Annotated in this window: 31 protein-coding genes and 1 pseudogene; 12 read left to right on the forward strand and 20 right to left on the reverse strand. The window is 37.0% G+C overall.

Annotation, left to right across the window (positions count from 1 at the left end):
- Window positions 1-72 precede the first annotated feature (72 nt).
- The gene (locus tag AC4CUY_RS10255; RefSeq protein ID WP_490774074.1) at window positions 73-1,005 is read left to right on the forward strand and encodes a LysR family transcriptional regulator; all 933 of its coding nucleotides are present in this window, start codon (window positions 73-75) and stop codon (window positions 1,003-1,005) included.
- A 196-nt stretch (window positions 1,006-1,201) separates the two neighbouring features.
- On the opposite strand, the gene hpxO is transcribed toward AC4CUY_RS10255, so the two are convergent.
- Window positions 1,202-2,359 carry an FAD-dependent urate hydroxylase HpxO gene (gene hpxO, locus AC4CUY_RS10260; RefSeq protein ID WP_490774075.1) on the reverse strand — a complete coding sequence of 386 codons (1,158 nt, stop codon included), beginning with the start codon at window positions 2,357-2,359 and terminating at the stop codon, window positions 1,202-1,204.
- A 213-nt stretch (window positions 2,360-2,572) separates the two neighbouring features.
- On the opposite strand from hpxO, the gene alc reads away from it, so the two are divergent.
- A complete protein-coding gene (gene alc / locus AC4CUY_RS10265; RefSeq protein ID WP_419327228.1) occupies window positions 2,573-3,580 on the forward strand; it encodes an allantoicase in 1,008 nt (335 codons plus the stop codon).
- Between the two features lie 4 nt (window positions 3,581-3,584).
- Window positions 3,585-4,079 carry an ureidoglycolate lyase gene (locus AC4CUY_RS10270; protein WP_336951058.1) on the forward strand — a complete coding sequence of 165 codons (495 nt, stop codon included), beginning with the start codon at window positions 3,585-3,587 and terminating at the stop codon, window positions 4,077-4,079.
- 190 nt (window positions 4,080-4,269) lie between these two features.
- Here the strand turns inward: AC4CUY_RS10270 and AC4CUY_RS10275 are convergent, their stop codons facing one another.
- From AC4CUY_RS10275 to ureE, 15 genes are all read right to left on the reverse strand, one after another.
- The gene (locus tag AC4CUY_RS10275) at window positions 4,270-4,992 is read right to left on the reverse strand and encodes an outer membrane protein OmpK (RefSeq protein WP_490774076.1); all 723 of its coding nucleotides are present in this window, start codon (window positions 4,990-4,992) and stop codon (window positions 4,270-4,272) included.
- Window positions 4,993-5,137: 145 nt separating this feature from the next.
- Window positions 5,138-5,458 (reverse strand): hydroxyisourate hydrolase, encoded by a 321-nt coding sequence (uraH, locus tag AC4CUY_RS10280; protein WP_419327229.1) that lies wholly within the window; start codon window positions 5,456-5,458, stop codon window positions 5,138-5,140.
- Between the two features lie 33 nt (window positions 5,459-5,491).
- On the reverse strand, window positions 5,492-6,013 hold the full coding sequence (gene uraD, locus AC4CUY_RS10285) for a 2-oxo-4-hydroxy-4-carboxy-5-ureidoimidazoline decarboxylase (protein ID WP_419327230.1): 522 nt from the start codon (window positions 6,011-6,013) through the stop codon (window positions 5,492-5,494).
- Between the two features lie 126 nt (window positions 6,014-6,139).
- Window positions 6,140-7,105 carry an allantoinase PuuE gene (puuE, locus tag AC4CUY_RS10290; RefSeq protein ID WP_419327231.1) on the reverse strand — a complete coding sequence of 322 codons (966 nt, stop codon included), beginning with the start codon at window positions 7,103-7,105 and terminating at the stop codon, window positions 6,140-6,142.
- An 80-nt stretch (window positions 7,106-7,185) separates the two neighbouring features.
- Complete coding sequence (locus AC4CUY_RS10295) at window positions 7,186-8,244, reverse strand: hypothetical protein (protein WP_483770994.1); 1,059 nt, start codon at window positions 8,242-8,244, stop codon at window positions 7,186-7,188.
- A gap of 15 nt (window positions 8,245-8,259) precedes the next feature.
- Window positions 8,260-8,841 (reverse strand): histidine phosphatase family protein, encoded by a 582-nt coding sequence (locus AC4CUY_RS10300; protein WP_490774077.1) that lies wholly within the window; start codon window positions 8,839-8,841, stop codon window positions 8,260-8,262.
- Between the two features lie 116 nt (window positions 8,842-8,957).
- Entirely contained in the window at window positions 8,958-9,575 is a 618-nt protein-coding gene (locus tag AC4CUY_RS10305) for a lysozyme (RefSeq protein ID WP_490774078.1), read from the reverse strand.
- 181 nt (window positions 9,576-9,756) lie between these two features.
- Window positions 9,757-11,457 carry an urease subunit alpha gene (ureC, locus tag AC4CUY_RS10310; protein ID WP_490774079.1) on the reverse strand — a complete coding sequence of 567 codons (1,701 nt, stop codon included), beginning with the start codon at window positions 11,455-11,457 and terminating at the stop codon, window positions 9,757-9,759.
- Window positions 11,458-11,470: 13 nt separating this feature from the next.
- On the reverse strand, window positions 11,471-11,779 hold the full coding sequence (locus AC4CUY_RS10315; protein ID WP_336951050.1) for an urease subunit beta: 309 nt from the start codon (window positions 11,777-11,779) through the stop codon (window positions 11,471-11,473).
- Window positions 11,780-11,808: 29 nt separating this feature from the next.
- On the reverse strand, window positions 11,809-12,111 hold the full coding sequence (ureA, locus tag AC4CUY_RS10320; RefSeq protein WP_336951049.1) for an urease subunit gamma: 303 nt from the start codon (window positions 12,109-12,111) through the stop codon (window positions 11,809-11,811).
- A gap of 99 nt (window positions 12,112-12,210) precedes the next feature.
- Entirely contained in the window at window positions 12,211-13,080 is an 870-nt protein-coding gene (locus tag AC4CUY_RS10325; RefSeq protein ID WP_419820375.1) for an urease accessory protein UreD, read from the reverse strand.
- 43 nt (window positions 13,081-13,123) lie between these two features.
- A complete protein-coding gene (locus AC4CUY_RS10330) occupies window positions 13,124-13,690 on the reverse strand; it encodes a HupE/UreJ family protein (protein WP_419327236.1) in 567 nt (188 codons plus the stop codon).
- Between the two features lie 60 nt (window positions 13,691-13,750).
- Window positions 13,751-14,365 carry an urease accessory protein UreG gene (ureG, locus tag AC4CUY_RS10335; RefSeq protein WP_336951046.1) on the reverse strand — a complete coding sequence of 205 codons (615 nt, stop codon included), beginning with the start codon at window positions 14,363-14,365 and terminating at the stop codon, window positions 13,751-13,753.
- A gap of 57 nt (window positions 14,366-14,422) precedes the next feature.
- Window positions 14,423-15,088, reverse strand: a complete 666-nt coding sequence (locus tag AC4CUY_RS10340; RefSeq protein ID WP_419327237.1) for an urease accessory protein UreF — start codon at window positions 15,086-15,088, stop codon at window positions 14,423-14,425.
- Entirely contained in the window at window positions 15,075-15,557 is a 483-nt protein-coding gene (gene ureE / locus AC4CUY_RS10345) for an urease accessory protein UreE (protein WP_336951044.1), read from the reverse strand. The genes AC4CUY_RS10340 and ureE overlap by 14 nt, the downstream gene beginning before the upstream one ends.
- A gap of 638 nt (window positions 15,558-16,195) precedes the next feature.
- Here ureE and AC4CUY_RS10350 point away from each other — a divergent pair.
- Together AC4CUY_RS10350 and AC4CUY_RS10355 are read left to right on the forward strand one after the other, a co-directional pair.
- On the forward strand, window positions 16,196-16,657 hold the full coding sequence (locus tag AC4CUY_RS10350) for a universal stress protein (RefSeq protein ID WP_004720286.1): 462 nt from the start codon (window positions 16,196-16,198) through the stop codon (window positions 16,655-16,657).
- A gap of 35 nt (window positions 16,658-16,692) precedes the next feature.
- Window positions 16,693-17,136: a universal stress protein gene (locus AC4CUY_RS10355; RefSeq protein WP_490774080.1), complete on the forward strand. Its 444-nt coding sequence runs from the start codon at window positions 16,693-16,695 to the stop codon at window positions 17,134-17,136.
- 86 nt (window positions 17,137-17,222) lie between these two features.
- Here the strand turns inward: AC4CUY_RS10355 and AC4CUY_RS10360 are convergent, their stop codons facing one another.
- A complete protein-coding gene (locus tag AC4CUY_RS10360) occupies window positions 17,223-17,453 on the reverse strand; it encodes a hypothetical protein (RefSeq protein ID WP_336951041.1) in 231 nt (76 codons plus the stop codon).
- Window positions 17,454-17,911: 458 nt separating this feature from the next.
- Here AC4CUY_RS10360 and AC4CUY_RS10365 point away from each other — a divergent pair, with 458 nt between their 5' ends.
- On the forward strand, window positions 17,912-18,391 hold the full coding sequence (locus AC4CUY_RS10365; protein WP_490774081.1) for a CinA family protein: 480 nt from the start codon (window positions 17,912-17,914) through the stop codon (window positions 18,389-18,391).
- A 129-nt stretch (window positions 18,392-18,520) separates the two neighbouring features.
- Window positions 18,521-18,994: a hypothetical protein gene (locus AC4CUY_RS10370; protein ID WP_004821699.1), complete on the forward strand. Its 474-nt coding sequence runs from the start codon at window positions 18,521-18,523 to the stop codon at window positions 18,992-18,994.
- Window positions 18,995-19,186: 192 nt separating this feature from the next.
- Here AC4CUY_RS10370 and aroC read toward each other — a convergent pair whose 3' ends face one another.
- The 3 genes from aroC to AC4CUY_RS10385 all read right to left on the reverse strand — a co-directional run bounded on the left by aroC (window position 19,187) and on the right by AC4CUY_RS10385 (window position 21,712).
- Complete coding sequence (gene aroC / locus AC4CUY_RS10375; protein WP_336951039.1) at window positions 19,187-20,281, reverse strand: chorismate synthase; 1,095 nt, start codon at window positions 20,279-20,281, stop codon at window positions 19,187-19,189.
- A gap of 12 nt (window positions 20,282-20,293) precedes the next feature.
- Complete coding sequence (prmB, locus tag AC4CUY_RS10380; protein WP_490774082.1) at window positions 20,294-21,304, reverse strand: 50S ribosomal protein L3 N(5)-glutamine methyltransferase; 1,011 nt, start codon at window positions 21,302-21,304, stop codon at window positions 20,294-20,296.
- Window positions 21,305-21,418: 114 nt separating this feature from the next.
- A complete protein-coding gene (locus AC4CUY_RS10385; RefSeq protein ID WP_336951037.1) occupies window positions 21,419-21,712 on the reverse strand; it encodes a lysozyme inhibitor LprI family protein in 294 nt (97 codons plus the stop codon).
- 298 nt (window positions 21,713-22,010) lie between these two features.
- Between AC4CUY_RS10385 and AC4CUY_RS10390 the strand changes: the two genes are divergently transcribed.
- The 5 genes and pseudogenes from AC4CUY_RS10390 to AC4CUY_RS10410 all read left to right on the forward strand — a co-directional run bounded on the left by AC4CUY_RS10390 (window position 22,011) and on the right by AC4CUY_RS10410 (window position 26,494).
- Window positions 22,011-22,415 carry a transposase family protein gene (locus AC4CUY_RS10390; RefSeq protein ID WP_490773745.1) on the forward strand — a complete coding sequence of 135 codons (405 nt, stop codon included), beginning with the start codon at window positions 22,011-22,013 and terminating at the stop codon, window positions 22,413-22,415.
- 37 nt (window positions 22,416-22,452) lie between these two features.
- A pseudogene (locus AC4CUY_RS10395) lies at window positions 22,453-22,845 on the forward strand (transposase family protein); the annotation flags it as partial.
- Between the two features lie 273 nt (window positions 22,846-23,118).
- Window positions 23,119-23,424, forward strand: a complete 306-nt coding sequence (locus tag AC4CUY_RS10400) for a hypothetical protein (protein WP_336951036.1) — start codon at window positions 23,119-23,121, stop codon at window positions 23,422-23,424.
- A gap of 151 nt (window positions 23,425-23,575) precedes the next feature.
- On the forward strand, window positions 23,576-24,949 hold the full coding sequence (locus AC4CUY_RS10405; RefSeq protein WP_336951034.1) for an ABC1 kinase family protein: 1,374 nt from the start codon (window positions 23,576-23,578) through the stop codon (window positions 24,947-24,949).
- Window positions 24,950-25,207: 258 nt separating this feature from the next.
- Window positions 25,208-26,494 carry an acyl-CoA dehydrogenase family protein gene (locus tag AC4CUY_RS10410; RefSeq protein WP_483771070.1) on the forward strand — a complete coding sequence of 429 codons (1,287 nt, stop codon included), beginning with the start codon at window positions 25,208-25,210 and terminating at the stop codon, window positions 26,492-26,494.
- Window position 26,495 lies beyond the last annotated feature (1 nt).

Genomic DNA, 26,495 nt, shown 5'->3' on the forward strand with positions numbered 1-26,495 from the left:
GCGAGTTTCAAATTTCCTTGATTTTCATTGCTTAGGAATAAGTCCGTGAAATATAAATAATGGACAGCCCATATGCCTGTGAATACAACTTTTTCACGATTTTCAGATTATTTTATTGCCGTTGCCAAGACAGGTAGCTTAAGAAAAGCAGCAGATCAACTCTATATTTCAGTATCTGCAGTACATTGTCAAATCGCACTCGCTGAGGAAGAGTTTGGAATTGATCTGTTTGAACGTTTACCCAGTGGTTTAAAACTGACCCTTGCTGGAGAGTTACTCTATGCGGATTTGATTAAGTGGCAAAAAGAATTTCAATTAACTCGTAATCGTTTTGATGAAATTCAAGGGCTTTCTCGGGGAACCATTAATTGTGGGCTTATTTCAGCACTGAGTGATGGTTTTGTCTTAGATTCAATTCAATATATGTATGACAACTATCCTTGGATCAACTTTAATTTTCATATCCAAGACAGTGAAACTGTGTCAAATATGATTATGGAGGCTGAAATTGACTTTGGGATTTTATTAAACCCTAAAGGACATCATCAATTAGAGGTTCTCTCTTTTGTAGAAATCCCAATCGGTTTTATTTTACCTAAAGATCACCCTTTAACAAAAAATAAGAAAGTCTATCTATCAGATAGTGTCAACTATAAGCACTTGATTCCTGGCGCACCTTTAATTATTCATGATTACGCACAGACCTTGTATGAGCATCATAAGTTTAGCCCTCAGTATCACTTACATTGTAATGACATCCGAATGATGATGTCATTAATTCAAAAGAACTTGGGCATTGGTTTATTGTCATTTATTGATGCTTATCCTTATTTAGAGCGCGACGAGCTGGTTTTTAAGCCAATTCGAGAAAAACGTTTATATCCATTAACACTAGCTTTATGTGTTGCACCAAAACGACAACTTTCACGCGTATCGCAAATTATGATTAAGCATCTTATTGAACAAATCGAAGCATTTAAGCTCAAGTTGATCCCTTATCAATAATCAGGTTTGGGTATGTTGTAATACAAATCATTGATTTAAAGAAATGAACAACAGCCCCTTAAGCAACAAAGCAATGACGTGTAGCTGAGTGATGACTAGCAATAACTCCCTAAACATATATATGAATCAAAAGTGTTAAATTTCCAATGCTGAATTTAGATTGAGTAATTTAAATTCAGCATCGACCTAGCAACATTTAATCTAAAGGATTTCCGATAATATTACTGATAATACCACGCATAATATGTGGACCTTGTTCTTGACGTAAATCTTGATACCACGCTTCGGTCACAGCCTCATCTTTCATATGGGTCACATCACAGCGCTTACGGGCACGTAATACCAACTCATTGGCGCGCTCATTACGTTTATTTTGATATCGTTTTAAGGCATCCTCTACACCTAATGTATTGATTTGCAAAGCGCGTGCTAAGTAAATTGCATCTTCCATGGCTTGGCAACCGCCTTGACCAATATCAGGTGTGGTACTATGAGCCGCATCCCCCATAATTACCACTCTGCCTTTATAAAACTGGGTAAAAGGTTCAATATCATGAATTTCTACTCGATTGGTTTTTTGCTCATCAATCGCTTCAATTAAGTTTTGAACAGGCTGGCACCAGTCCTTAAAATATTGTTTAAATAGTATTTTATATTGGGCTTTACTGTTTTCCAAACCTACAGGTAATGGCACATCAAAGAAGAAGTAAAAACGTTGATCTGCCACCGGCATAAGCGAAACACGTTTTCCCTCTCCAACAAATGTTGTCCATTGATCTGCTTGGGCTAAATTATCTGAAATTTCCACTAAACCATTCCAATTGACATAACCAGCATAACGACGTTCAACCTGTTCACCCAATACATATTTGCGCGTTAGCGAATGTGTTCCATCCGCACCAATTAACAATGCTGTGGTGACTTCACTGCCATCTGCAAACTGAACTTTTATATGTTGATCTACTTGTTCTAGTGCAACCATTTTTTTCCCAAGATGAATATCGTCACGGCCAAATTCATCCATTAACATGTTTTGTAAATCTGCACGGGAAACAGGATAAGGTCGTTGTCCGACCTCTTCAATCAAAGGCATTAAACTAAACTGAGTCATGTGCTCACCAGTTAGTCCATCGATATAGGCTAAATGATCCATTTGACCACCGAGTTTGGCAACTTGATCCGTTAAGCCTAAATAATTCAAGCACTTAACACCATTTGACCATAAAGAAATAGCAGCACCTACAGCTAGAATTTGTTCAGTTTGTTCATAGATGGTGACCGTATGTCCGAATTTTTTTAGTGCAATACCTGCGGTTAATCCCCCCATACCTGCACCAATAATAGTAATCTCCATCTATTTCTCCTCTGTCTGTATCTTTAACACTTATGACTAAAATGCTAAAAACGTGCCATTTATTTAAAAATCACAACATTCGTCAAGCAAAGTTGGCATAGGCTATGCATGATGAGGACGGTAAGATATTGTTTTTATGAGTGCTTATTGAACTTTAAGCACCCATATCAATGAATAAAATGATATAAATCGCAATATGAATGGTAAATAAATATGGCAACTTTACTTGCACCAAGTTTTGAGCTTCCTGCACATTTACAACAATGCACCAATTTGGCAGATCCCCGAATTGGTACAAAAGTACTTGAATGTTCAGATGATTTTTTTGCAGAAGCACAACGAATGTTGCAATTTAATCCACCCATTTTTGTAGAAGATAAATTTGATGATCACGGCAAATGGATGGATGGATGGGAAACCCGTCGTAAACGACATGCAGGCTATGACTGGGCAATTATTAAATTAGGCGTTGCTGGAAAAATTACAGCATTTGATATTGATACCACTTTTTTTACTGGGAATTACCCTGCTTCTGCTTCAATTGAAGCCTGTTATGCACCAAATGGGGACTTAAGCAATGCACTTTGGCAACCCATTCTAAATAATTCTATTCTTGGCCCAAGCCAACACCATATTTTTAACATTAAAAATTCAGCAGTCTTTACCCATGTCCGCTTAAATATTTTTCCTGATGGTGGTATTGCACGTTTTCGCGTCTATGGCGAAGTGCAAATACAGATTCAAGATCATCAAAAAACATTAGATTTACTAGCACTAGAAAATGGTGGACGCGTGATTGCCTATAGCGACGCCCACTTTGGTCATCCTCGTAATTTGATCAATCCGAATCGTGGAATTAATATGGGAGATGGTTGGGAAACCAAACGTCGCCGTGCGCCTGGATTTGATTGGTGTATTTTAGCACTCGGTCAAAGTGGTGTAATTGAAAAAATTGAAATTGATACTGCACATTTCAAAGGAAATTTCCCTGCTCAAGTTTCTATTCAGGCGATATATATTGAAAATGCGACTGATCCACAACTAATTCCACAAAGTATGTTTTGGCCATTTCTACTCAATGCTCAGGATATGCAAATGGATCATATTCATGATTATGTAGCCGACATTTTAAAGCATGAAAAAATTTCACATATTCGTGTCAATATGATTCCAGACGGTGGTATTAGTCGTATCCGATTATGGGGTAAAATTATAGAGTGATTTTATGAAATATATTCAAATTCAACCTTTAACAGCTGAAGCTTTTGCCCCATTTGGTGAGGTCATTGCTTGTACTGGCAATGATTTTTTCCATATCAATAGTGCGCATACGGAACGTTATCATGCTTTATCCTTGGCTCAAGCGACCAACGCTGAAATCGGATTGAGTATTTTTCGAAATATTCAAAAAACCCAAGTGCCTTGTGAAATTCAAATGCTTGAACGACATCCGATTGGTTCACAGGCATTTATCCCGATGCAAGGTCAATCTTTCTTGGTTGTTGTTGCAGCCGCTTTGGACCAAGACCAACCTGATCTTGAACATATTTACGCCTTTATTAGCAATGGTCTACAGGCTGTAAACTATCGCGCAGGCACTTGGCATCATCCGTTATTGACACTAGAAGCACCCAGTGATTTTACGGTAATCGATCGGATCGGTGAGGGTCACAATTGTGATGTTTTTCAGTTTAATGAAAATATTGTCCTGACTTTATAAGGAATAAGCATCATTTCATAACATGAATTCAAAATGCTAATGGGGCGAAATTAGCTTTAAAAGTATTGATTAAAAACTTTTTTTGTATGTTCTTAAACTTCAGAGCAACATTGTTTTGTGTTGCTCTGATTGGAAAATTTATTCTGAGTTTAACTTAATCAAATAAAATCATGATCAGATAAAAATCGTTTTAAAAATGATATTTAATCAACGCACTGACATTGTTTTCATCTTTGCCAGAGATTCCATATTTATTATTCCAAACTGAATACTCAACGCCTAAATACAATTTAGTATCTGGTGAAATATGTTTACCCGCATTCCATTTCCATTGTGTAGTCCAGTTTAACTCACTGGCATGGTCATCTTCTGCAGTTGACCAATCAAGAAAACCATCGACAAGAAAATCTTCTGATGCGATTTTAAATGGTACACCAAAGACAAAAGTCAGCTGATAATCGTCATCCGTATTCTTATAATTGTCTGCTTTATAGAAGTTTAATTGTGCATACTGGAAATATGGAATTGCTAAATCTACCCCGATCCCATACAGATAATTGTTAAAACCTTCACCACCTTCCCATGTTGTGGCAATGAGAACGTCTTTGATTGGACCCACTTCCAACTTATGCCCTGAAATAGCACCCAAGCTCAATCGTGGTGACACTTCAAAATACGTCTCATTACCTGAAACATCATTATTGGTACGATCCGCAAATGCAAAGAAATCCCCATATTTTAATTTGGCTGCATATTCAAAAGTTATGGTCGATTGGTCGTCTTCCCGAGCAATCAGTTCATAGTTTTTTCCATATAAACCTGTAATGCTAAAGTCTTGCCAAATAGGTGCAGCATGAGTGCTAAAAGCAGTGCAAACTAAAGTTGAAAGCGCAGCAAATTGTGTTAAGTTCATTTTATAAATTCCCCATCAGAAATAACGGTAAACACTTGTGTGAATAAGCAAAAACAAAGCCAATTTTTACACTTGGTCAAAATTTATTAAAAAAAACCCAAATCAATGGGCTTTAAAATCATAAAATAATCTAATTCTATAAAAGCTAGCTACCACGATACGTGGAATAAGCAAATGGGCTGATTAATAAAGGAATATGATAATGTTGTGCCAAATCAAGGACTGAAAAATGAATCACAACTTTTGGGAAAAACGTTGCTAAGGCTAAACGGTCAAAATATTCAGCAGTATAAAAAACCAAACTATAATCCCCTGTTTTAATTTCACTTAAATTAAAATCTGCTACCCGTCCATCTTCATTGGTCCTTGATTCTGCAACAATATTGTCTTGGCTATCCAATAATTTTATCAGAACATTTACGGCAGGCTTGCCAAGATGCGTGTCTAAGATATGGGTACTGATCATGTTATTTCCTTTCTAAACATTATTTTAATGCAATCAATCATTTAAGCTTTCATTTTCACTCAGTTCTTGATTGAGTCTTAACATTGCAATTTCACCAAGTTGTTGTTTAACAATACGCTGTTCTGTTTCAGGATCATTTAATAAACGATATTTCAGTGCTTGTAGAATTTCAGTCTGATCTAAGCCCATAGCACGAATTAAAAAAATATGACCAAATTTCTTTTCATAAGCAATATTGCCTTGCAATAAAGCATGTTGTGTTTCAGTGTTCTGTTTTATTGCTGATTGCTCTTGATGAGAAAATGCTTGCTCTTTTTCACTCAGCACTGCCTGAGCCTTTTTTTCACCGATCCGTGGGTGTGTCGCTAATGCATTTACAATTTCTAACCATGTCCAAGTTGAGGCTTGTATTTTTGCAAAATCCATTAACGCTTGAGTGTTGACAAATGGACGTTGTGACAAAATTTCATCTGACCAACGTTGAATGTGCACACAATGCTTGAGCAAGCTTGTAAGCTCTTCTGATGATGCTTGATTAAATTCTTCTATTTTCACGAATAATACCTATGCTTGAGTTCGCTAAAATTTTCAAACACTTTTATATAAACTTTGCTGCGCGCTTTACTGCATTCAATTAAAAATAAAGTGCTTACCTTAAAAGCCACATCCTCATAGCGACAATTATGCGGCTGGATGGTGTTTAAACCAATGTTCAGCGATATCACCGCGACGACAGATCCAGACTTTTTCATGTGCCTGTATATAATCTAAAAAACGCTGTAATGCTTTAAAACGACCGGGACGTCCCAGGATACGACAATGCATTCCAATCGATAGCATTTTCGGCTCAGTTTCACCTTCTGCATAAAGCACATCAAAGGCATCTTTTAAATATTGGTAAAATTGCTCGCCACTGTTAAAACCAGCAGGCGCGCAGAACTTCATATCATTACTTTCTAAAGTATATGGAATGATCAGGTGCGGGCGGCTTTGGCCTTGTAAATCGGTTAAGTTTGTCCAAAATGGCAAATCATCACCATAGTAATCGCAGTCATATTTAATCTGTGGAAATTCAGCCAATAATTTACGAGTATTTGGGCTATCCCGCCCTGTATACCAACCCATTGGTGTAGCGCCAAATAAGGTTTCTAAAATGCTGATTGCTTGATCAATATGCTGACGTTCCGTTTCAATATCTATATTTTGGTAATTTAGCCAACGCTGTCCATGTGAAACCACATCGTAATGGGCTTGTTGAATGGCTTCCACAATATATGGATTACGTGCCAGCGCCATACCCACTCCAAATATGGTCATGGGTAAGTTACGCTTTTTAAACTCATGATGAATACGCCAGAATCCTGCACGAGCGCCATATTCATACATCGAATCCATCGACATATGCTTGTCAGGAAAACTTGCTGCTCCCACGATATCAGATAAAAACTGCTCAGAACCGGCATCACCATGTTCGATATGGTTTTCAGCACCTTCTTCATAGTTAAGAACAAACTGTACCGCTATTTGGGCTTGATTTGGCCATGCTACTTTGGGTACTTCACCGTGATAGCCAATGAGATCTCGTGAATAGGGAGTATTTTGGATTTGGTCTATTAAGTCTTGCCCACGTAAATAAGTTTTATTCACTCAAACCGCCTTTAAACTTTTCAATCACCATTTTTTAGTGTGAATGATCAAGCAGTTTTTATGCCAATCTCACTCATGCTTTAGTCAACGGGTTGGAAAATTAACTGCACGTGATGACTTGTTCCCTTGAAAATATAGTGGTGTTTTCCAATTTGAAAACTTAGATTAGGTTGAAGAGCACTTTCCTGCTGAGTACGTACAATCATCGAATTATTTTCATTCGATTCTTTTAACAAGAATTGATAAATTTTATCCGTCATCTCTGCATCTAATAATTTATGCTGGATTCTATTTTGTAGATATTGATCTAAACGTTTTATATAAAATTCTATAAGTTTTTTATCACCAGAACTAAAAACAGTCTCAAAATTATTTAAAGAAGCCACTTCATTATTGACTGAGCTTAATCCTGTGGTTTTAATTGCGCCCACTTCAAATTGATCAGTCCGTTCAAAAACTAGATTAAGGCTTTCAAGACTATCTGAGAAATTTGCATCTTGTTGTGAATATTGTTCATAAATATCATGAAAAAGTTTTTGATATTCCTTAGATATAGAAGCGTAATCATAGAGATTAAAGTATTGCACCTTACTCACATCGGCTAAGTATTCTGCACATTTTTTCCCACATTGATCTTTTTGTTGTTGACTGATTGCATTGGTCATTAAGTACTGTGTATAAAATTGATGTGCATCATCTAGATATTGAATCTTATGAGTCCATTTATATTTCACTAAACTTGCATCGCCTGCTGCAAGGTAGGTTTCGTATCTCAGAACATTTCTCTCTTTAGGTAAATCTTTCTCCCATAAATCATGATATTGATTCAAAATTTTAACACCTGATATTGTGAAGTCAGAAGCTGCTAAAGCACAATTTTTATCTTCCAAATAACCCAAAAGATCTGAAACAAAAATTACATCCATCGAATACACATCTATTTTTTCAGAATTTGGGCGATTTAAAAATTGATGTAACATGTTAAGAGGCATATAGCGATCAAGCCCCTTACATTGTGTTTCAAGAGGTTGCGCAAATTGAGTTAAATCTGACTTTAAAGCCGCAATATCTGCATATATCGATACAGGTATAAAAGTAAAAACCGTCAATAGCGCAATTTTTCTTATTATAAAATTCATAATTTTATTCTCATTTTATTTAAAAATAAAAAACTCTGTATTGTTTAATTGATGATTTAACAATGCATAACGAAAATCATGCATTAATTGTGATGATAACTCTCGCTTTTGCTCAACCAGCATTTTAAATAACTGTAAAAACTGACCATGACTAAATACCAGTAAATGATCATGTTGATAATGCGCTTTTAGGGAATCCAAGTGCACAATAAAGTCCGTAACGCGATAATAAAAATTTGCAAAAGATTCAGCACCTTCACTTGTAACTAAATTGACATCTGCTTGATTCCAATAATCATCTACCCAAGGTTTTCGTTCCTCTAAAGTGGTATTTTTACATCGCATATCGGATAAGTAAGAAAACTCATGGATATCCAAAATTTGAGGTGTAATCTGATCACGTAATAAAATTGGGTCAGCTGTTAGACGTGTACGGATAAATGGAGAGACATAAATCTGCTTTGCTGGAGGTAAAACATCAATAAGTTTTTGCGCCTGTTCATGTCCATATTCGGTTAAGGGAATACTTGCATGGGACTCAGTTTTACCATTTACATTCCCTAAACTTTGCGCATGGCGAATTAAATAAATGCTCATATCAACCTTGACTATTTTAATTTTTAGACAACATTTTAAAAAGAATGATAATTCAAAATGAATCATCTGGAATTAACACACGTTTTCAGAACAACATTTGAAAAAGCAAGTCATATTTAGTGCTTAAGAAACAAAGTTTTCTCTACTGCTCTTCGATTTACTAAACCTTGTACCGTTTTGCCACCTGCCTTGATCCAAACATCAAATTGATGACTGGCAGCGTGATAATCAGAGGTATTCAATAATTTTAATAAGGTTGAGTTTTTAAAAGCACCGATACCTATGTTATAGCTCAATGAAACCAACGCATCAAACTGATTTTGATTTAAAGGAACGTTTACAGCAGCAGTTACTGCTTGTTCAAAACGCCTAAGATCATGTTGCATATAGTTTTTTGCTTGTTCAATGGTACAAGTATCCCCATACTGAACAGCTTTTCCATGCGGGTAAATCGTTGTTCCATAACCGATAGTACAAACCCCGACGCCATCATCATAGGCTTTGAGCTCTAATCCCTCAAAACCACAAATCAAATCTACACCTTGAGGGCTGACTTGAGTAATTTGATCTTGTGCAAAGCCAATCTCCGTAGCACATGTATCCACGGCCACTGCAACGTCTGAACGAGAATAAGCTTGATGATGTTTATTCAAATCGCGCTGTTTTTCATTCAATAGTTTTGAAAACAAAGTAGAAAATAACTTGGAAAAAAATTTAGACCAAAATTGCGTCATCAATAAAACTCAAAAAAAGAAAAGGGTTGTATCGCTGTACCTATACCAACCAATATTAAACATAGCTTTTTAAATTAATAAAGTTGTCTTTGGTTGCATTACGTAGAGACATATTGATTTCAAATAAAATAGTGCCTCTCTTATCATAAGAAAGGCATTTTCAAATTCGAATTATCTTGAATTAAAACAAGAAATAACGCTGTGCCATGGGTAATACTTCAGCAGCTTCACAAGTTAGATGTACACCATCGGCACGAACTTCATAGGTTTCAGGATGCACATCCATCACAGGACAATAGCTATTATGCTTCATGTCTTGTTTAGTGATGTTTCTGGTATTTTTACAAGGTGAAATTAACTTCCTTAATTGTAATTTTTCAGCAACACCTAGTTCAATTGCGGCCTGTGACAAGAAAGTAATACAGGTATTGTGCACGCCTCTTGGATATGCCCCAAACATTGGACGGTAATGTACCGGCTGTGGTGTTGGAATTGAGGCATTAATATCTCCCATTGGCGCTGCCGCAATCATTCCACCTTTAATGATCATTGATGGCTTTACCCCAAAAAACTCGGGTTTCCACAACACCAAATCAGCAAGTTTCCCTTCTTCTATAGAACCAATTTCGTGGCTTAAACCATGAGTAATGGCAGGATTTATTGTATATTTTGCAATATAACGCTTCACCCGATTATTATCATGATACTGATTATCGCCTTCTAATGGTCCTCGTTGCACTTTCATTTTATGCGCCGTTTGCCAAGTACGTAAAATCACCTCACCCACACGCCCCATGGCTTGAGAGTCAGAAGACATCATTGAAATTGCGCCGAGATCTTGCAATATATCTTCTGCGGCAATCGTTTCACGACGAATACGGCTCTCAGCAAATGCGACATCTTCAGCTATCGCTGGATCTAAATGGTGGCAGACCATGAGCATGTCTAAGTGTTCATCAATGGTATTGATAGTATATGGGCGGGTTGGATTGGTTGAAGATGGCAAAACATTTGCCTGACCAATGGCTTTTAAAATATCAGGCGCATGACCGCCACCCGCGCCCTCAGTATGATAAGTGTGAATAGTACGATTTTTAAATGCCCCCAGTGTTTCTTCAAGAAAACCACTTTCATTTAAAGTATCGGTATGAATCGCAACTTGTACATCATATTCATCTGCCACAGTTAGACAATTATCAATTGCAGCAGGGGTAGAACCCCAGTCTTCATGCAATTTCAGCCCCACCACACCTGCTTTAATCTGCTCCGCAATCGGTTCAGGTTGACTTAAATTACCTTTACCCAATAAGCCAATATTCATAGGTAAATCATCAATGGCTTGCAGCATGGTTGAAATATGCCATGGCCCTGGTGTTACCGTTGTTGCCGATGTTCCTGCAGCGGGACCAGTACCACCACCAATCATGGTTGTTGTTCCTGACATTAACGCTGTTTCAACTTGTTGTGGGCAAATCCAGTGAATATGGGTATCTATTCCACCTGCTGTAAGTATTTGCCCTTCACCGGCAATCACCTCAGTGGCCGCACCTAATGGAATGGTAATATCGGGTTGAATATCCGGATTGCCAGCTTTACCTATTTTCCAAATTCGCCCATTTTTCAATCCTACATCGGCTTTAATAATTCCCCACCAATCGACAATCAATGCATTGGTAATCACCGTATCTGCAACATCTACTGCAAGTAATTGAGATTGCCCCATCCCATCGCGAATAACTTTGCCACCCCCAAATTTAACTTCTTCACCATAGGTGGTGAGATCTTGTTCAACTTCTATAAAAAGTTCGGTATCTGCTAAACGTAATCGATCCCCAACGGTAGGACCAAACATTTCAGCATAAGCTCGACGTGACATTTTCATTTTGATTATCCTTTTAGTCCAACTTACCCATCACACGCCCTGCGAAACCATAGACTTCACGTTTTCCGACCAGTGCAACGATTTCAACATCACGTCGCTGCCCCGGCTCAAACCGAACCGCTGTACCCGCTGCAATATTTAAACGAAAACCTTTGGCACGTTCACGATCAAATTGCAAAGCATCATTGGCTTCATAAAAATGAAAATGTGAACCCACCTGAATCGGTCGATCACCTAAATTTGACACTGAAATTTTCAGTACTTCACGACCGACATTCATTTCAATATCACAATCAGGTGTAATAATTTCACCAGGGATCATGTGCTTATCCTAATTTTTTAAAAAGTATTCTATATAATCGGTTGGTGGACTGTGACGAGCTTCGAGCCATCTGGAAAAGTAGCCTCTACCTGCACTTCGGCAATCATCTCAGGCACACCCTCCATCACATCATCACGACTGAGCAAGGTAGTGCCAAAATGCATCAACTCACTGACAGTCATTCCATCTCGCGCACCTTCAAGCAGTGCTGCGGAAATAAATGCAATAGATTCAGGATAATTGAGTTTTAGTCCACGTGCTTTACGACGTTCTGCAACCAAACCCGCTGTAAAAATCAGCAGTTTGTCTTTTTCAGTAGGATTGAGTTCCATATGTGTTTCCTAAAGTTCTTGCATTTTTTATGCAAAATATGTGCTCAGTTTTAAATTAAACACGCAGATTTTATTTCTAAAAGACGAACTTTAAATGAATCAAGTTCGCCAAATTCGTGGAAATGCTTCATCCAAATCAAACCAATATCGCCTCAATCTGGCACGAATTGCTGCAAAAGCATCATGACAATGTCGAACATCATCACCTAAAAAACGTGCACTGATGACATCACCCAATAAGGTTAACCTGACAGGCATATCCATTCGCATCATCAACTCACGAATTAAATCGATATGTGCCTCTAAATAAATGTTTGCTCGGAATTTTTCAGGAGGAACTGCCCATAAACTTCCCATAACGGCATGATTATTCATGCCTAGACAAGAACTTAGCCAACGATCATTGCCTTTAAAACTCAATGTGTCTGCCACCAGTAATTGCTGATTTCGCCATAATTTTAAATGACTGTGATAAGCACCAGATTGGAATTTTTCATTTCGAGCTTGTCGACCAATCACCAACATATCCCAACCGATAAAGCTTGCTGTCTGATCAAGCTGAATCAAGGTTTCTGAGTGAGCATTGGCACCATCAAATAACATGGTTTCTTGAGGAAGCCATTCAAACACAGCATTGTGTTTAACTGAGATATGGATATGTTGATAAGCTTGTTTGCCATTGGTTCGATACCATTTACCTGCACCAGGGGTCGTGACTAAGGCATGGGCAGCAACATCAACATTAATCTCAAATGTTAAATGATCGCCACCTGCAATACCCGCAGGCGGATGGACAATAATCGCATGACAAATCCCAGTTTTTTCAGGCCAAAGCATCTTTTGCACACGTACAGGTCCAAAATGTCTACGATGGGCTAGTACTGTCCGCTCAGTTTGAGCCTGAAAACCCAATTCTAGTTTTGCATACCAAAGGCGCTGATCAGGAAGATGTTCCACTAAACTTATCATGGCCGCCTTTATAAATGGATATCAGCAATTAAGCGCTTAAACATTAAGCCAAACCAATAACTGCAACGACCGCAGCCAAAGTACCAATAATTTTCTTGCCATATGGAACGTACTTTTTAATAAAAGCACCAATGCCTAAACCACCCGCATAGATCAATGCCATTGCTGTCACCATGCCTAAAATCAGTAAGCTGGCATGACCGGATTGGCCTAGTTCAGTTCCATGCGCAACACCATGAAAACTTGCCAATAAAACTGCTGCAATAGGTAAAACTTGATTTGTTTTTGTCCAAAGCGCTACAGCCAGTAAAACCAATGAAGCAATGATGCCGTATTCAGCAATTGCTGCTGGAATAAATCCTTGGCTACCGATCATAAAACCAACCACCATCGCTGAAGCTAAGCCTATCAAGCCAAAAAGCTTCCAGCGTTGATTTGCTGTCCACATCAATACACCAAATGCGATTGCCATCATCAAATGATCTAAACCTGTAAATGGATGAATAAAGCCCGCCCAAAACCCAGTATGGTGATCATGTCCAGGATGAGCCAAAGCCAATACAGGTAAATATGCAGCACATGCCATCAGAGTTTTTTTTAAAATACGCATTCAAATTCTCCTTTGATTATTTTTAAATTCAAATAGTTACAATTATTTTTAATATCGCGACTAAGCTTTAAATAAACCTTGTTTTTCAATAAACTCAATGATTTGGTTTAAACCAGCTTGAGTTTTCATATTTGAAAATAGAAAAGGTTTATCACCACGCATGCGTTTTGCATCTTGATCCATCACATCGAGATTTGCACCGACCATTGGGGCTAAATCTGTTTTGTTAATAATCAATAAATCCGACTTGGTAATTCCTGGACCACCTTTACGTGGGATCTTTTCACCACCTGCAACATCAATCACATAAAGGGTTAAATCAGATAATTCGGGACTAAACGTAGCGGCTAGATTATCTCCACCACTTTCGATAATAATCAGCTCTAAACCATTAAATTTTTCACAAAGATCATCAATTGCAGCCAAATTAATTGAAGCATCTTCACGAATTGCAGTATGCGGACAACCACCTGTCTCAACACCAACAATACGTTCTGGTGACATCGCTTCATGACGAGTTAAAAAATTAGAATCTTCTTTGGTATAGATATCGTTGGTCACAACCGCCATATTATATTTGTTGCGTAAAGCAAGGCATAAATTTAGGGTTAATGCTGTTTTACCTGAACCAACAGGACCACCTATTCCAACACGTAAAGGGCTACGTTCTGTCATCATTTTTTCCTTTTCTATACTTCATTCTCTATAAAAGTAGGGAATGAACCGTGTCATTTATGATCTAAATAATCGTGAATATAAAGTTTCATGCGACATACTTAACATCGCATAATTGGGCAAGGCACTACTTAACGCATCATCTTCTAAGGCCAAGGCACGTACTACCGCTTGAGGAATTAGGCCATGTAAGTGCCACAAAATTCTTTGACCACTCATTTGCCCTAAAGGGACAGTTTTAACTGCACCTAGCACTTGATTTTCTAAAACAGTAAAGCTATATGCTGTTAGGACATCCACCAGATTAAGCTTCAACGTTCCGCATAAATGTGCGTAAACTGGTACAAAACCAAACTGCTTTTTAATCTCAGGTTGCTGTTTTAAAACATCACGAATCCAAGCATTCAAAGAAAATGCCAACTGCTGAGATTCAGCCCGTAATTCTTTTGATTCACGGCTTGCTTTATAAAAGTTAGCCCAATTTAAAAATTCTACCTCGTCTAAATAATGTTGCATTAAACGTTTTAAAATGGGTAGTTCAAACCTAACCAGCAACATTTCCAGTACTTCTTCAAAATAAGCGATACTGCTTGCTTCATCATGAATCAAACCCTGATCAATCGCACTTTCCACCCCTTGCGAATAGCAATATGCACCGATGGGTAAGGCTGTCGATGACAAGGTCAATAGACTTAGTAGTTGCGATGCGTTAGTGATGGACATGATGTAAAGCCTTAATTGGGCTTAAACGATGATCATGCTGATGTTGGGCATATGCCCCACTTTCAGGTTCAAATGGATGTTCTACTTCATCTACTGTCAACCCTAAACCTTGGATCATTTCTGCAAGGACATGATCAGGTTCAAAATAAAGTGCAGTTGGGGAAAGCATTAACGGAACATGGCGATTTCCCAGATGATATGCAGCTTTAAGTAAATCAAAACTATCCAGTGCAGAAACTCGCATTAATTTTTCAGCTTTGGCATCTACACGTAACACCTCACCTTGTTCAGTTGCAATATAAGAACCACTACGCAAAATGCCCGTACGCGGCAAATCTGCACCAATATCGTGCCCATTATTTAAAGTTGCACGAAAACGGCTCTTTTGGCGAGTATCAAAAGTCAATTCAATACTTTCAGCCTCAATGTTTGACTCTATATGGTCTAGACGTTGCGTATAAATTTTCATACTGATCCACTTTTCTATGGCACTTGATTTAAAATGTTCCAAATTGATGCCAAAATTTTATTCATAAATATTGGTTTGCATTAAATTAAAGCATTTATCATGCCAGTTTTTAGAATCTTAAGAATTCAAAATACATCTTATTTAGAACACCAACCTAAAACCTGAGATCAAATTTATATGAATAAAATTTCAATAAAAAATAAGGACAATTAAACGTTACAAAATAAAACCATAATAAAATTATGTGTATTTCACAAAAGCTTGAAATAACACACTTTTGATCAACTAAAATTCCTATCGACAATTTGCGACTAACAGCGCAATGTGGTATCAATGAATAAATAATGACGGGGTCTGTTGACAATTCGTCTAGATTTGCGACTACGTGTGTTTTTTTGGTGATACTAGGCACGAAGTATGAAATTTAGTCATTCTAAATGAATATTTCGTAACGACGTAGCGGCAAAAAAAACACGCTAGTCCCGAAGGGTTGTGGCTAAAATTATCTCAGTCTGCGTTATGAAACTCGAAAATAGTCTCGCTATTCTCTTCGTTTCCTGCCTTGTCTGCTCAATTTTAGCTTACAACGCAAACCCTTTATGAAATGTCAACAGCCCCCTTAAAAGGAGAAACTTATAATGGCTTATCAACACATACTGCTTGCTGTAGATGACTCTCCTATTTCTTATGCTGCACTTGAACATGCAGAGAAACTTGCACTTGCTTTTAACTGTAAAATTACTGTGATGAGTGTAATCGCAGTTGATCCTTTTAAAGGCGTCGATTTTTATAAAATAGCGCCTGCTGTAACTCAATATTTATTTGAAGCTGAAAAAAATGCTTTAGCACGTTTAAAAGATATTCAAGAAACTTTAGTTCACCATGGTGTAACAACAGTAGATACCAAAGTGGTACGTGAAGTTCCTCCTGCTACTGGAATTTTAGATGTTGCAGATGAACTAAATGTGGACCTTATTGTAATGGGCTCCCATGGACGTACTGGTCTGAAAAAATTCTTCTTAGGGAGTGTTGCACAAGAAGTGTTGTCTATTTCTCCACTGCCTGTGTTGATTATTAAATCTACCCAAGAAGAAGCTTAGTTTTTATTTGAAATCTTAATTAAAAAGGTGTGATTATGAGTTATCAAAATATTCTTGTCCCAGTTGACGGTTCTGACATTTCTTTTTCTGCATTAAAACATGCTGCTGCGATTGCAAAAGCCTTTGGAAGCAAAGTCACTGCGATCAGTGTCGTTGCTGAAGACCCTTTTGCAGCTGCTGATTTTTACTATTCGCCAGATATGTTAAAAGATTACATTGAAGAAGCAATTAAAAATGCGGAAGAAGGTTTGGGCAAAGCCAAACAATTGGCTGAACAGCAAGGTGTTCAGATTGATGCACAAGTCGTGAGAGACTCGGTTGCAGCAGAAACCATCATTAAAACTGCTGAATCATTAAATACAGATTTAATTATCATGGGATCACATGGGCGTAAAGGCTTCCAGAAATTTTTCTTGGGTAGCTTTGCGCAAGACGTACTAGGTCAAACTAAACTCCCTGTATTGATTGTCAAACAGTGATTGATTAAATTATCAGATAAATAAAACCCAGTTTAGCTGGGTTTTAATTATGCAATGTCCATAGCAAAGACAACTTGGGAAAATTATTAAATCGCGATAACTTTGACTAAAATGGTTTGAGATTCTTCAAAATCATCAAAAATTTGCTTACGGCTAAGTTCTTTGGACTTTACTTTAAAATTATGATTTTGATAGTGAATGATATCGGGAATTTGATCAAAATAATTTCCTTCGGCTTCAATACTTTCTTCAAATAAAGCGGTGCCAAGCTGATATTCTCTACTTTTTAGGACAACATACTTAACTGTCGTTTTCATGATTCGTACTCCATTTTCATATGCACTTTATTTTTATTTATATCATCTTTTGGCAGGTTTGAAATATATAAATTCACCATATTGCACAGTAATTCTACGATTGGCCCAAAAAAGGAAAACCCACCTGTTGAAGAGTGGGTTGACTGCATATTTACAGACTTTACGCTGATTATTCTTTTAAACTTTTTTTGATTGTTATTTAATGCTTATTCTTGGTTTTTGTTGTTTGTGCAGACATTATGGCAAATAAATATGACAAACCTATTTCAACCACAATTTCTTTTTAGTTATTTTATTATTATTGATAAAAATCAATCTAACATATTAATTTTTATAATTAATTAAATAAATAAATACACGATGAGTATGCCTACTTTCCACATAGTTTTCTTGCAAATTTTTTCAATTTACTTATAGTTAAATTATTGAATATCAATAATTATTTTAGAGTCATACTTATGCTTTTAAAACAATGTTGTGATCTGCTTGAAAGAAAGAATTTAACAATCGCATTTATTGAAAGTGCAAGTTCTGGTTATTTATCCAGCCAATTTTCGATCTATAAAAACAGTGGTGCAGATATTTTATTAGGCGGTTTAGTCAGTTACGCCCCCTCTATTAAAATTTCAATTTTACAAGTTGATCCATCCCTCATCGAAAAATATAGTGCTGAATCAGTTGAAGTTACTCAAGCAATGGCAATTCAAGGAAAAAAGCTCTTTACAGCTGCAGATATCATTGTCAGTTGTACGGGCTTACTTAAACCAGGTGGTAGTGCGAGTCTTGAAAAACCAGAAGGTACTTTCTTTATCTCAATCTATTATCAAAACAGGTTATCAAATTTTAAATATTTTATTGAAGCTGAGCCGTTGACTCGACTAAATCAATTGACTGAAAATATTGCAAAGGAAATATTAAAAATCTTAAATATTGTTTAAGATTTATGCTACGCCTTAACTAAAATACAAATTACTGAAATATTTAATTCACTTTTTAACTAAAAAGCGTTAAATTTTACCTAGATTATCAACATATCAATAACACAAATGAACTTATTAGGAAGCGGTATGAAACTTCAATTTGCAGTAATTTCTTCTTTAGCATGTTTAACTTTGGCGGGTTGTGCTGGCTCTTATCCAGAAAGAGTTGTTACAAAAGGCCCTTTAATCTGTGAAGCAAATGAAGTTTGCCCTGAACTATCTATGCGTTGGAAAGATGAAGTCCGTGATGGCTTTAAAATCACAGCAGAAATTAACAACCCAACAAAATATGATATTACCCAATTTGTTTTCTTAGTGGATGGCCAGCCGTATACATATTCAACCATTAACACGACCCAATATGCGGGTACAGTTTCATCAAACTCGATTAATGTTCCAGTCAGTTTTCTTAACTCATTCCGTAATGGTAAAGAAATTTCACTTAAATTGGTCACCAATCAGGGCGATGTTGAACGTTCAATCTTAAAGGCAGATGGTCAACAATCTTCTGCGTACCTAACGTTCTTAAAGGGTTATACAGGTCAAATTGTTACTCAATAAGACTGAGCAGAATAGATATAAAAAAACCAGACAAAATGTCTGGTTTTTTTAACTGAAAATCTTTAACTTAAAATAATGAATCCATTCGCATTGACCTAAATTTGTTAAGTAAAGACAAATCATTTGAAATTTGCTCTCATAATTAAAGATATTTCAAAACTAAAATACCCTCTCTTATCTCAAATATATTTGCTATTTAGGTTCAATTGGGGCAAATGGTGCAACCACATCCGCATTTTGTGCACGGTGACGCATAAAATGATCCATCAATACAATGGCAAGCATGGCTTCAGCAATAGGTGTCGCACGCACGCCCACACAAGGATCATGCCGACCTTTGGTGAGGACATCTGTATCTTCACGATCTAGATTGATGGTTTTTCCTGGTGTGGTAATACTTGCGGTTGGTTTTAACGCAATCGCTACGCGAATGGTTTGACCTGAAGAAATACCCCCGAGAATACCACCAGCATGATTGGCTAAAAACCCATCGGTGCTAAGTTCATCACGTGTTTGATGACCAAATTGTTCTGCAACTGCAAAACCATCACCAATTTCAACACCTTTCACCGCATTGATTGACATCATGGCATGGGCAATATCAGCATCTAAACGATCAAATACGGGTTCACCCCAACCTACAGGTACTTTTTCTGCAAGGATTTCAAGCTTTGCACCACAACTGGTACCCTGTTCACGCAATGATGTCACCAGCGCTTCAAAACGTTGAACTGCATTGACATCACCACAGAAGAATGGATTATTGGGAACTTCATTCCAATCTAAAGCTTGTGCTTTTTCTGTACCAATTTGCGTCACATGCCCACGAATCACAATCGCAAATTTCTCAAAAAGAAATTTCTTTGCAATCGCACCCGCTGCCACACGCATCGCCGTTTCACGTGCACTTGAACGACCACCACCACGATAATCACGGAAACCATACTTTTGCGTATAGGTGTAATCTGCATGGCCTGGACGGAAAGTTTGCGCAATATTGCCATAATCTTTAGATTTTTGATCTGTATTACGGATCAATAAACCAATCGAAGTTCCTGTCGTTTTACCTTCAAAAACTCCAGAAATGATTTCAACCTCATCTGGCTCTTTACGCTGAGTAGCAAACTTAGACGTTCCCGGTTTACGACGATCTAAATCAATTTGTAAATCTTCAGCAGATAATTCAAGACCCGGTGGCACACCATCAACAATTGCCATCAAGCCTACGCCGTGAGATTCACCACAAGTCGTTACACGGAAGAGTTGTCCAATACTGTTACCTGCCATGCTTACGACTCCTTAAGCTTGAATAGATTGAATAAATAAATCACGGAATGTACGACATTGTTCAGCAGTCAAAGCAAAAATACCTGTACCGCCTTTTTGGAACTGTAACCAGTAAAAATCAATCGTATTAAAATTCTGTTTCATTGCCCATTCTGAGTTACCTACTTCAATCACGATTAAACCGTCTTCAGTTAAATAATCAGTAGCTTGAGCCAACATTTTTCGAACTAAATCCAAACCATCTTGACCAGCAGCTAAAGCAAGTTCAGGTTCATGATGGAATTCATCCGGGAGATCTGCCATATCTTCGGCATCCACATACGGTGGATTTGAAACGATCAAATCATATTGATTTTCAGCTGGAATTTTGGCAAACAAATCTGACTCAAGCAAAGCCACCTGATATTGCTTATTGTGGTGCTCCGCATTAATAGAAGCCACTTCTAATGCTTCTTTAGAAATATCAGTTGCATCTACTTCTGAATCAGGGAATGCATATGCCAGCGCGATCGCAATACAACCTGAACCCGTACACATATCTAAGATACGCTGTGGTGTTTTTGGATTTGGGTTTTCAGGTAAATTATTCACGCCTGCACGTGTTTGTCCATTTTCATCTAAACAATAAGGTGCAAAACGGTTTTCGATCAATTCAGCAATCGGTGAACGAGGAATTAACACACGCTCATCAACATAGAATGGCTTACCAAAGAAATAAGCGAGGTTAAGTAAATAAGAGGTTGGAATTCTTTCATTTACACGACGTTCGAGTAAATTTAAAAACTCAGCTTTTTCACTTGGCAATAATTTTGAATCTAAAATTTCAGCATCCGCCTTCCATTCTAAAGAAAGCGTTTGTAACACCAAGGCAGAACTTTCTGCAAAATAATCTTCTGTACCTTGACCCAAATGTGCATCGTATTGACGTAAAGCTGTAACCCCAAAACGAATAAAATCACGAATTGTTGATAGGTTTTCAGCAGCTTCCTGTAAATGTTCAGGGCTAATAGTCGGTCGATCCACTTAAGGTTTCTCCAAGGTCATATTTTTAAACGCCTTATGATACCTTGTTTTGCATGACATTTATAATGCTTTACGACAATTTACTTAGCAATTATTTTATAGCGCAATAAAGCACTATAAACGATAGCTTTGTTTCTCTAAGATATTGGCTCTATTGACTGTTTGTTTAAGCGCACAATTGTAATACTTCATTTTATAATCATCTGAAACTGATTTATTCGACTCATCACACTGCTGTTCTCGAAGTTTAAGCCATTGTTTCTGATATTTCTTTTGAACTTTCTGTTGCTTATCTGTATACAGGTCCAGTGTCTGTTTAAATAATGATTTCAAACGATCATCTTGTTTACTCAACTCTGTTTTCATACAACTGGCAAGTGTTGCTGAGCTCGAACCTGCCGAATTCATACAGTTTAAATACTCTGAACTATAGCCGATCGCCTGTATTTACATCGGCAATAATACAACTAAACTGATACCCCAATATTTTAAATACATCCAATTCCCTATCCCAAAATCATTATTTTAATTCAAAAACTCTTAATCCAAAGAACTAAGGCGCTAATTTTAAATAATCAGCTATGTAGAAGAGTGTAAAAGATTTGAAACTAAATACAATAGACTTCCGTCATAAATCAAAAAACGTACAATTTATTTGATCTTAAATTAATCAGCAAAATTATTTAATTCAAGAGATAATCCTTGGATGAAATTCAAAGATATTCAAAAATTATCAGACGTTAAGTTTCGTAGGCTTACCGGTGTTAGTTGGGCTACATTTAACCTGATGTTGGCCGAGCTAAATAAGCATTTACCTCGTCATATTGGTAAAGGACGACCGCATAAATTACCGTTGGAAGATCGTTTGCTCTTATGTATAGAATATTGGAGAGAATATCGAACATTTTTCCATCTTGGTATGAGTTACGGTGTATCTGAAACGAGTGCAATTCGTATCATACGTGTTATTGAAGATACCTTAATCCGTTCTGGAAAATTTAACTTGCCAAAACAACTTCCTAATCGAGATGAAGTGGATTGGGAAGTTGTTGTGATTGATGCAACTGAAATATTAGTTCAACGTCCAAAAAAAACAGAAGAAATGGTATAGCGGTAAAAAAAAGCGACATACCTTTAAATTTCAGTTATCTATGCACTATACAACAGGTGAAATACTGAGTGTATGTGGAAGTCATGGAAGCATGCATGATTTTAAAATATTTAAAAAAAGCATGAGGAAATTAAAATTTAAGCCCTTTTTTATCGTTGATAAGGGGTATTTAGGGATAAAGAAATTGGGTTTTGGATGCCTCATGCCATCTAAAGCAAAGAAAACTGAAAAACTAGATTCTGAATTAAAAAAGTTAAATAGAGAGATTGGTCGTAGACGAATTCAAGTAGAGCATGTATTTGGAAGGATGAAATGTTTTAAGATTTTATCTTGTGTATATAGAAATCGTCGTAAAAGATTAAACCTGCGGTTTAATTTACTTGCTGGCATATACAATTTAGATTGGGTGAAAGATAAACAATTAAATTGATTGAAAAATGATTTATGAAGGAAGTCTAATCATTGTAGATAAATTGTGGTTAAAAATTGATTTAAAGCAATCAACTTTGTTACACCATATCACTAATTTTTCAGATTTATTTTCAAGCTATTATTATATGTTTTAAAAAATCGATCTTCATGGTTATAAAATATCAACTTATTTGTGGCTAAATTGCTGAGATTGAGCACTTAACTTGAAATTAGGTCATTTCACCTTTATATATACAATAAGTTTTTAAATATTTATGAATTTAGTTAATTTATGAGCTACAAACATAATAACCTCATGGCAATGCGTCAGTCATGGTGGGATGATGAATCCACTCCAAATGTCAAAATTGAAAAGCAATTTTTTCAACAAACCCTTACAGAACAAGGTGTTTATGAACCGGCTTCTCTAGATGATGTAAAATATTTTTTCTTTAGCTTGCCAAGCATAATCATTGTTAAAGGTTATGCACTGGGTTTTACCAATCAAAGTGTTAAGGATCTGATCATTAATTACATTGCTTCTAATAAGCAAGGTTTAATACTTCGGAAAGAGCTCAAAATCCAATTTAGAATGTAAATTTTAATATTGCTTAGGCTATTTTGATAAAATTAATTTAATTCCCCCATTCAGCGAATTGAACTGTTTAAATACAGTCATTCCATGTAATATTCCTTACAATTAGTCATCTTTTTATCTTTTCGAATCTCTTTTAAAGGATTTTATCTTCATGTCAGATCAGAACGAAAAGCTCAAACAGTTAAAAACCTCATCAATGGATCGTCGCTTATCAATCGCAAAAGCATCATTATTGGCAGGTACACGCTGGGCAGCTTCAAGTGCGAGTTCAATCTTTTCAAGTGAAGAAGAAAAAGAAAAAAAACGTAAACAAGCGATGAAGGAACAAGCCAATTACCTTGTTCAAGAAATTGGTAAGCTAAAAGGCTCAATTGTTAAAATCGGTCAAATGATGGCGCTTTATGGCGAGCATTTTTTACCTGAAGAAATTACTCAAGCATTAAACACCCTCAATAATCAAACAGTTGCCCTTGCATGGCCTGCGATTAAAGAGCAATTGGTCAGTCAATTGGGTTCAAAACTCAACGATCTCACCATTGATCATGAGCCGATTGGTACAGCTTCTCTGGCTCAGGTTCACCGCGCAACACGTAAGTCAGATGGATTAGAGTTGGTTCTTAAAATCCAATATCCAGGTGTAGCTGACGCCATAGACTCAGATATGAGCCTATTTCGAAATATGCTTAAATTGACACGTATGGTGCCACAAACCCGTGAGTTCGATCAGTGGTTTGATGAAGTTCGTGAAATGATGCATCGTGAAGTTGATTATAAAGTTGAAGCGGCAACAACCCGTCGTTTTGGCCAGCGACTTAAAGAAGATCCACGTTATGGCGTGCCACAAATTATTGATGACTATTGTACCAATCAAGTCCTGTGCATGACCTTTGAACGTGGTGTCCCCATCAACAGCCCTGTCATGTTATCTTTACCGCAAGAGCGCCGAAATCTTTTAGGTGAAGCATCACTTGAAATCGCAGTCCGTGAATTGTTTGAGTGGGGCGAAATGCAAACCGATCCTAACTTTGGTAATTACCTTGTTCGCTTGGGTAATGGTGAAGATATAAAAGACAAAATTATTTTATTAGATTTTGGTGCAATACGTCAGTTTGATGATCAACTCCTTGGTGTTGCCTGTAATTTAATTAAAGCCGGTTATAACCACGATGCTGAAGCTATGGTTAAGGCAATGTCAGGCTATGAGTTCTTTGATGCCATGCCCCTAAGCATTAAACCCGATATGGCAAAAGTATTTTTATTGGCAACAGAAGCCTTTAGTACACCTTTAAATAATCCAGATTTACCCGCTGGCGTGATGGATCAACATAATCGTTATGACTGGAAAAAAAGCCAGTTGCATAGCCGTGTGATGCAACGTGCTTCAAAATCAATGGCTTCACGTTACTTCAGTATTCCACCAAAAGAATTTATGTTTATCAGTCGTAAATTTATTGGTGCTTATACATTTATGACGGTGATTGAAGCAAAGACTAATGTTCGTAAAATGATTGTACCTTTTGTTTAATCTTTTTAGTTTTCATACAAGTTAAAAGAGATTTTAAAAGTTTTTAAAATGTCACTTTTACCAATACCCAACAAATGTTGGGTATTTTTATTTTAAAATAATTTATAAAAATCAAAATATTAAAAACTTATAAACCCTTAACTCTACCATTCATCTATGGTCAATCAGTTTGTCAGCTTTGACATGGTTTTTTATATTTATGCATGTCAGGATTGATGTATACCGACACTAAAATACAGGGACTTCGGCATGACCAATATGGTAAATAAAGCTCAAGGTTTGGGTTTAAATCTAATTACAAAAATTGCAGGTAGTGATTTACTTGATCAGTTTAAATTGCGCAAATTTATTGAAAGATCTCTTTATCAAGGGTCTAAAGCAGGTTTTAAAACCTTAAGTGCTACACAAAAAGCCTTTAAATCAGATTCAAATGTAACCAAACAACGTTTACCCAACCAACAAAAGTCCCTATTTGATCTGAGCTTGACTGAAGAACAGCAAATGACTGTGGATGCCATGGATCAATTTGCTTCCGAAGTACTTTATCAATTGGCTCATCAAGCGGATCACGACGAAAAGTTTCCAGCTGAGCTTTGGCAACACAGTACCGATTTAGGTCTAAATTACTATGCACTGCCTGAAGCTTTAGGTGGTGTCGCATCTGAAAAAAATATTGTGAGTAATATTTTAATTGCTGAACGCTTAGCTAAAGGTGATTTTTCACTTGCTGCAGGTCTGCTCTCTACTTTTAGTGTCATCAATGCAATTACGCAATGGGGTTCTGAACAAGTTCAATCTGTTTATTTGCCAAATTTTGCCAATGATACCGATATTCAAGCCACTTTTGCAGTACAAGAAGCAACCCCTGCGTTTAATCCCTTACGCTTAAAAACTAAAGCAACTGCCAACAATGGACAATTCAGCATTACTGGAGAAAAAACTTTAGTGCTGTTGGGTGCAACAGCAGATTTATTCCTTGTTAGTGCAGACTTTAAGGGTCAAGCGGACGTTTTCGTTGTAAAGCGAGATCCAAGTATTACAGTGAAAAAATCACCGGCAATGGGCTTAAAAGCAACTGAAACGGTAACTTTGAAGTTTGACAATACCCCTGCCCAACGTTTGGGTGATGATGATTTTAATTACGCTGCATTTTTAGATTTAGGCAATCTAATGTGGTGTGCAATGGCTGTTGGTAGCTGTGAAGCGGTTAAAGAATACAGCATCAAATATGCCAATGAACGTACTGCATTTGGTGAGCCTATTTCACACCGCCAAAGCGTGGCATTTATGATCGCAGATATGGCGATTGAAATTGATGCAATGCGTATGCTGATTTTAAATGCTGCCAGTCTTGCAGAAGCAGGACAACCCTTCCATAGAGAAGCGTATTTAGCCCGTCTACTTTGTGCAGAAAAATCCATGAAAATTGGTACAGATGGTGTGCAAATTTTAGGTGGACATGGTTTTACTAAGGAACATCCAGCTGAGCGTTGGTACCGTGACTTACGTGCAACTGCCGTTCTACATTCTGGCTTACACGCTTAAC

The sequence above is a fragment of the Acinetobacter sp. 778_lipA genome (assembly GCF_058242985.1).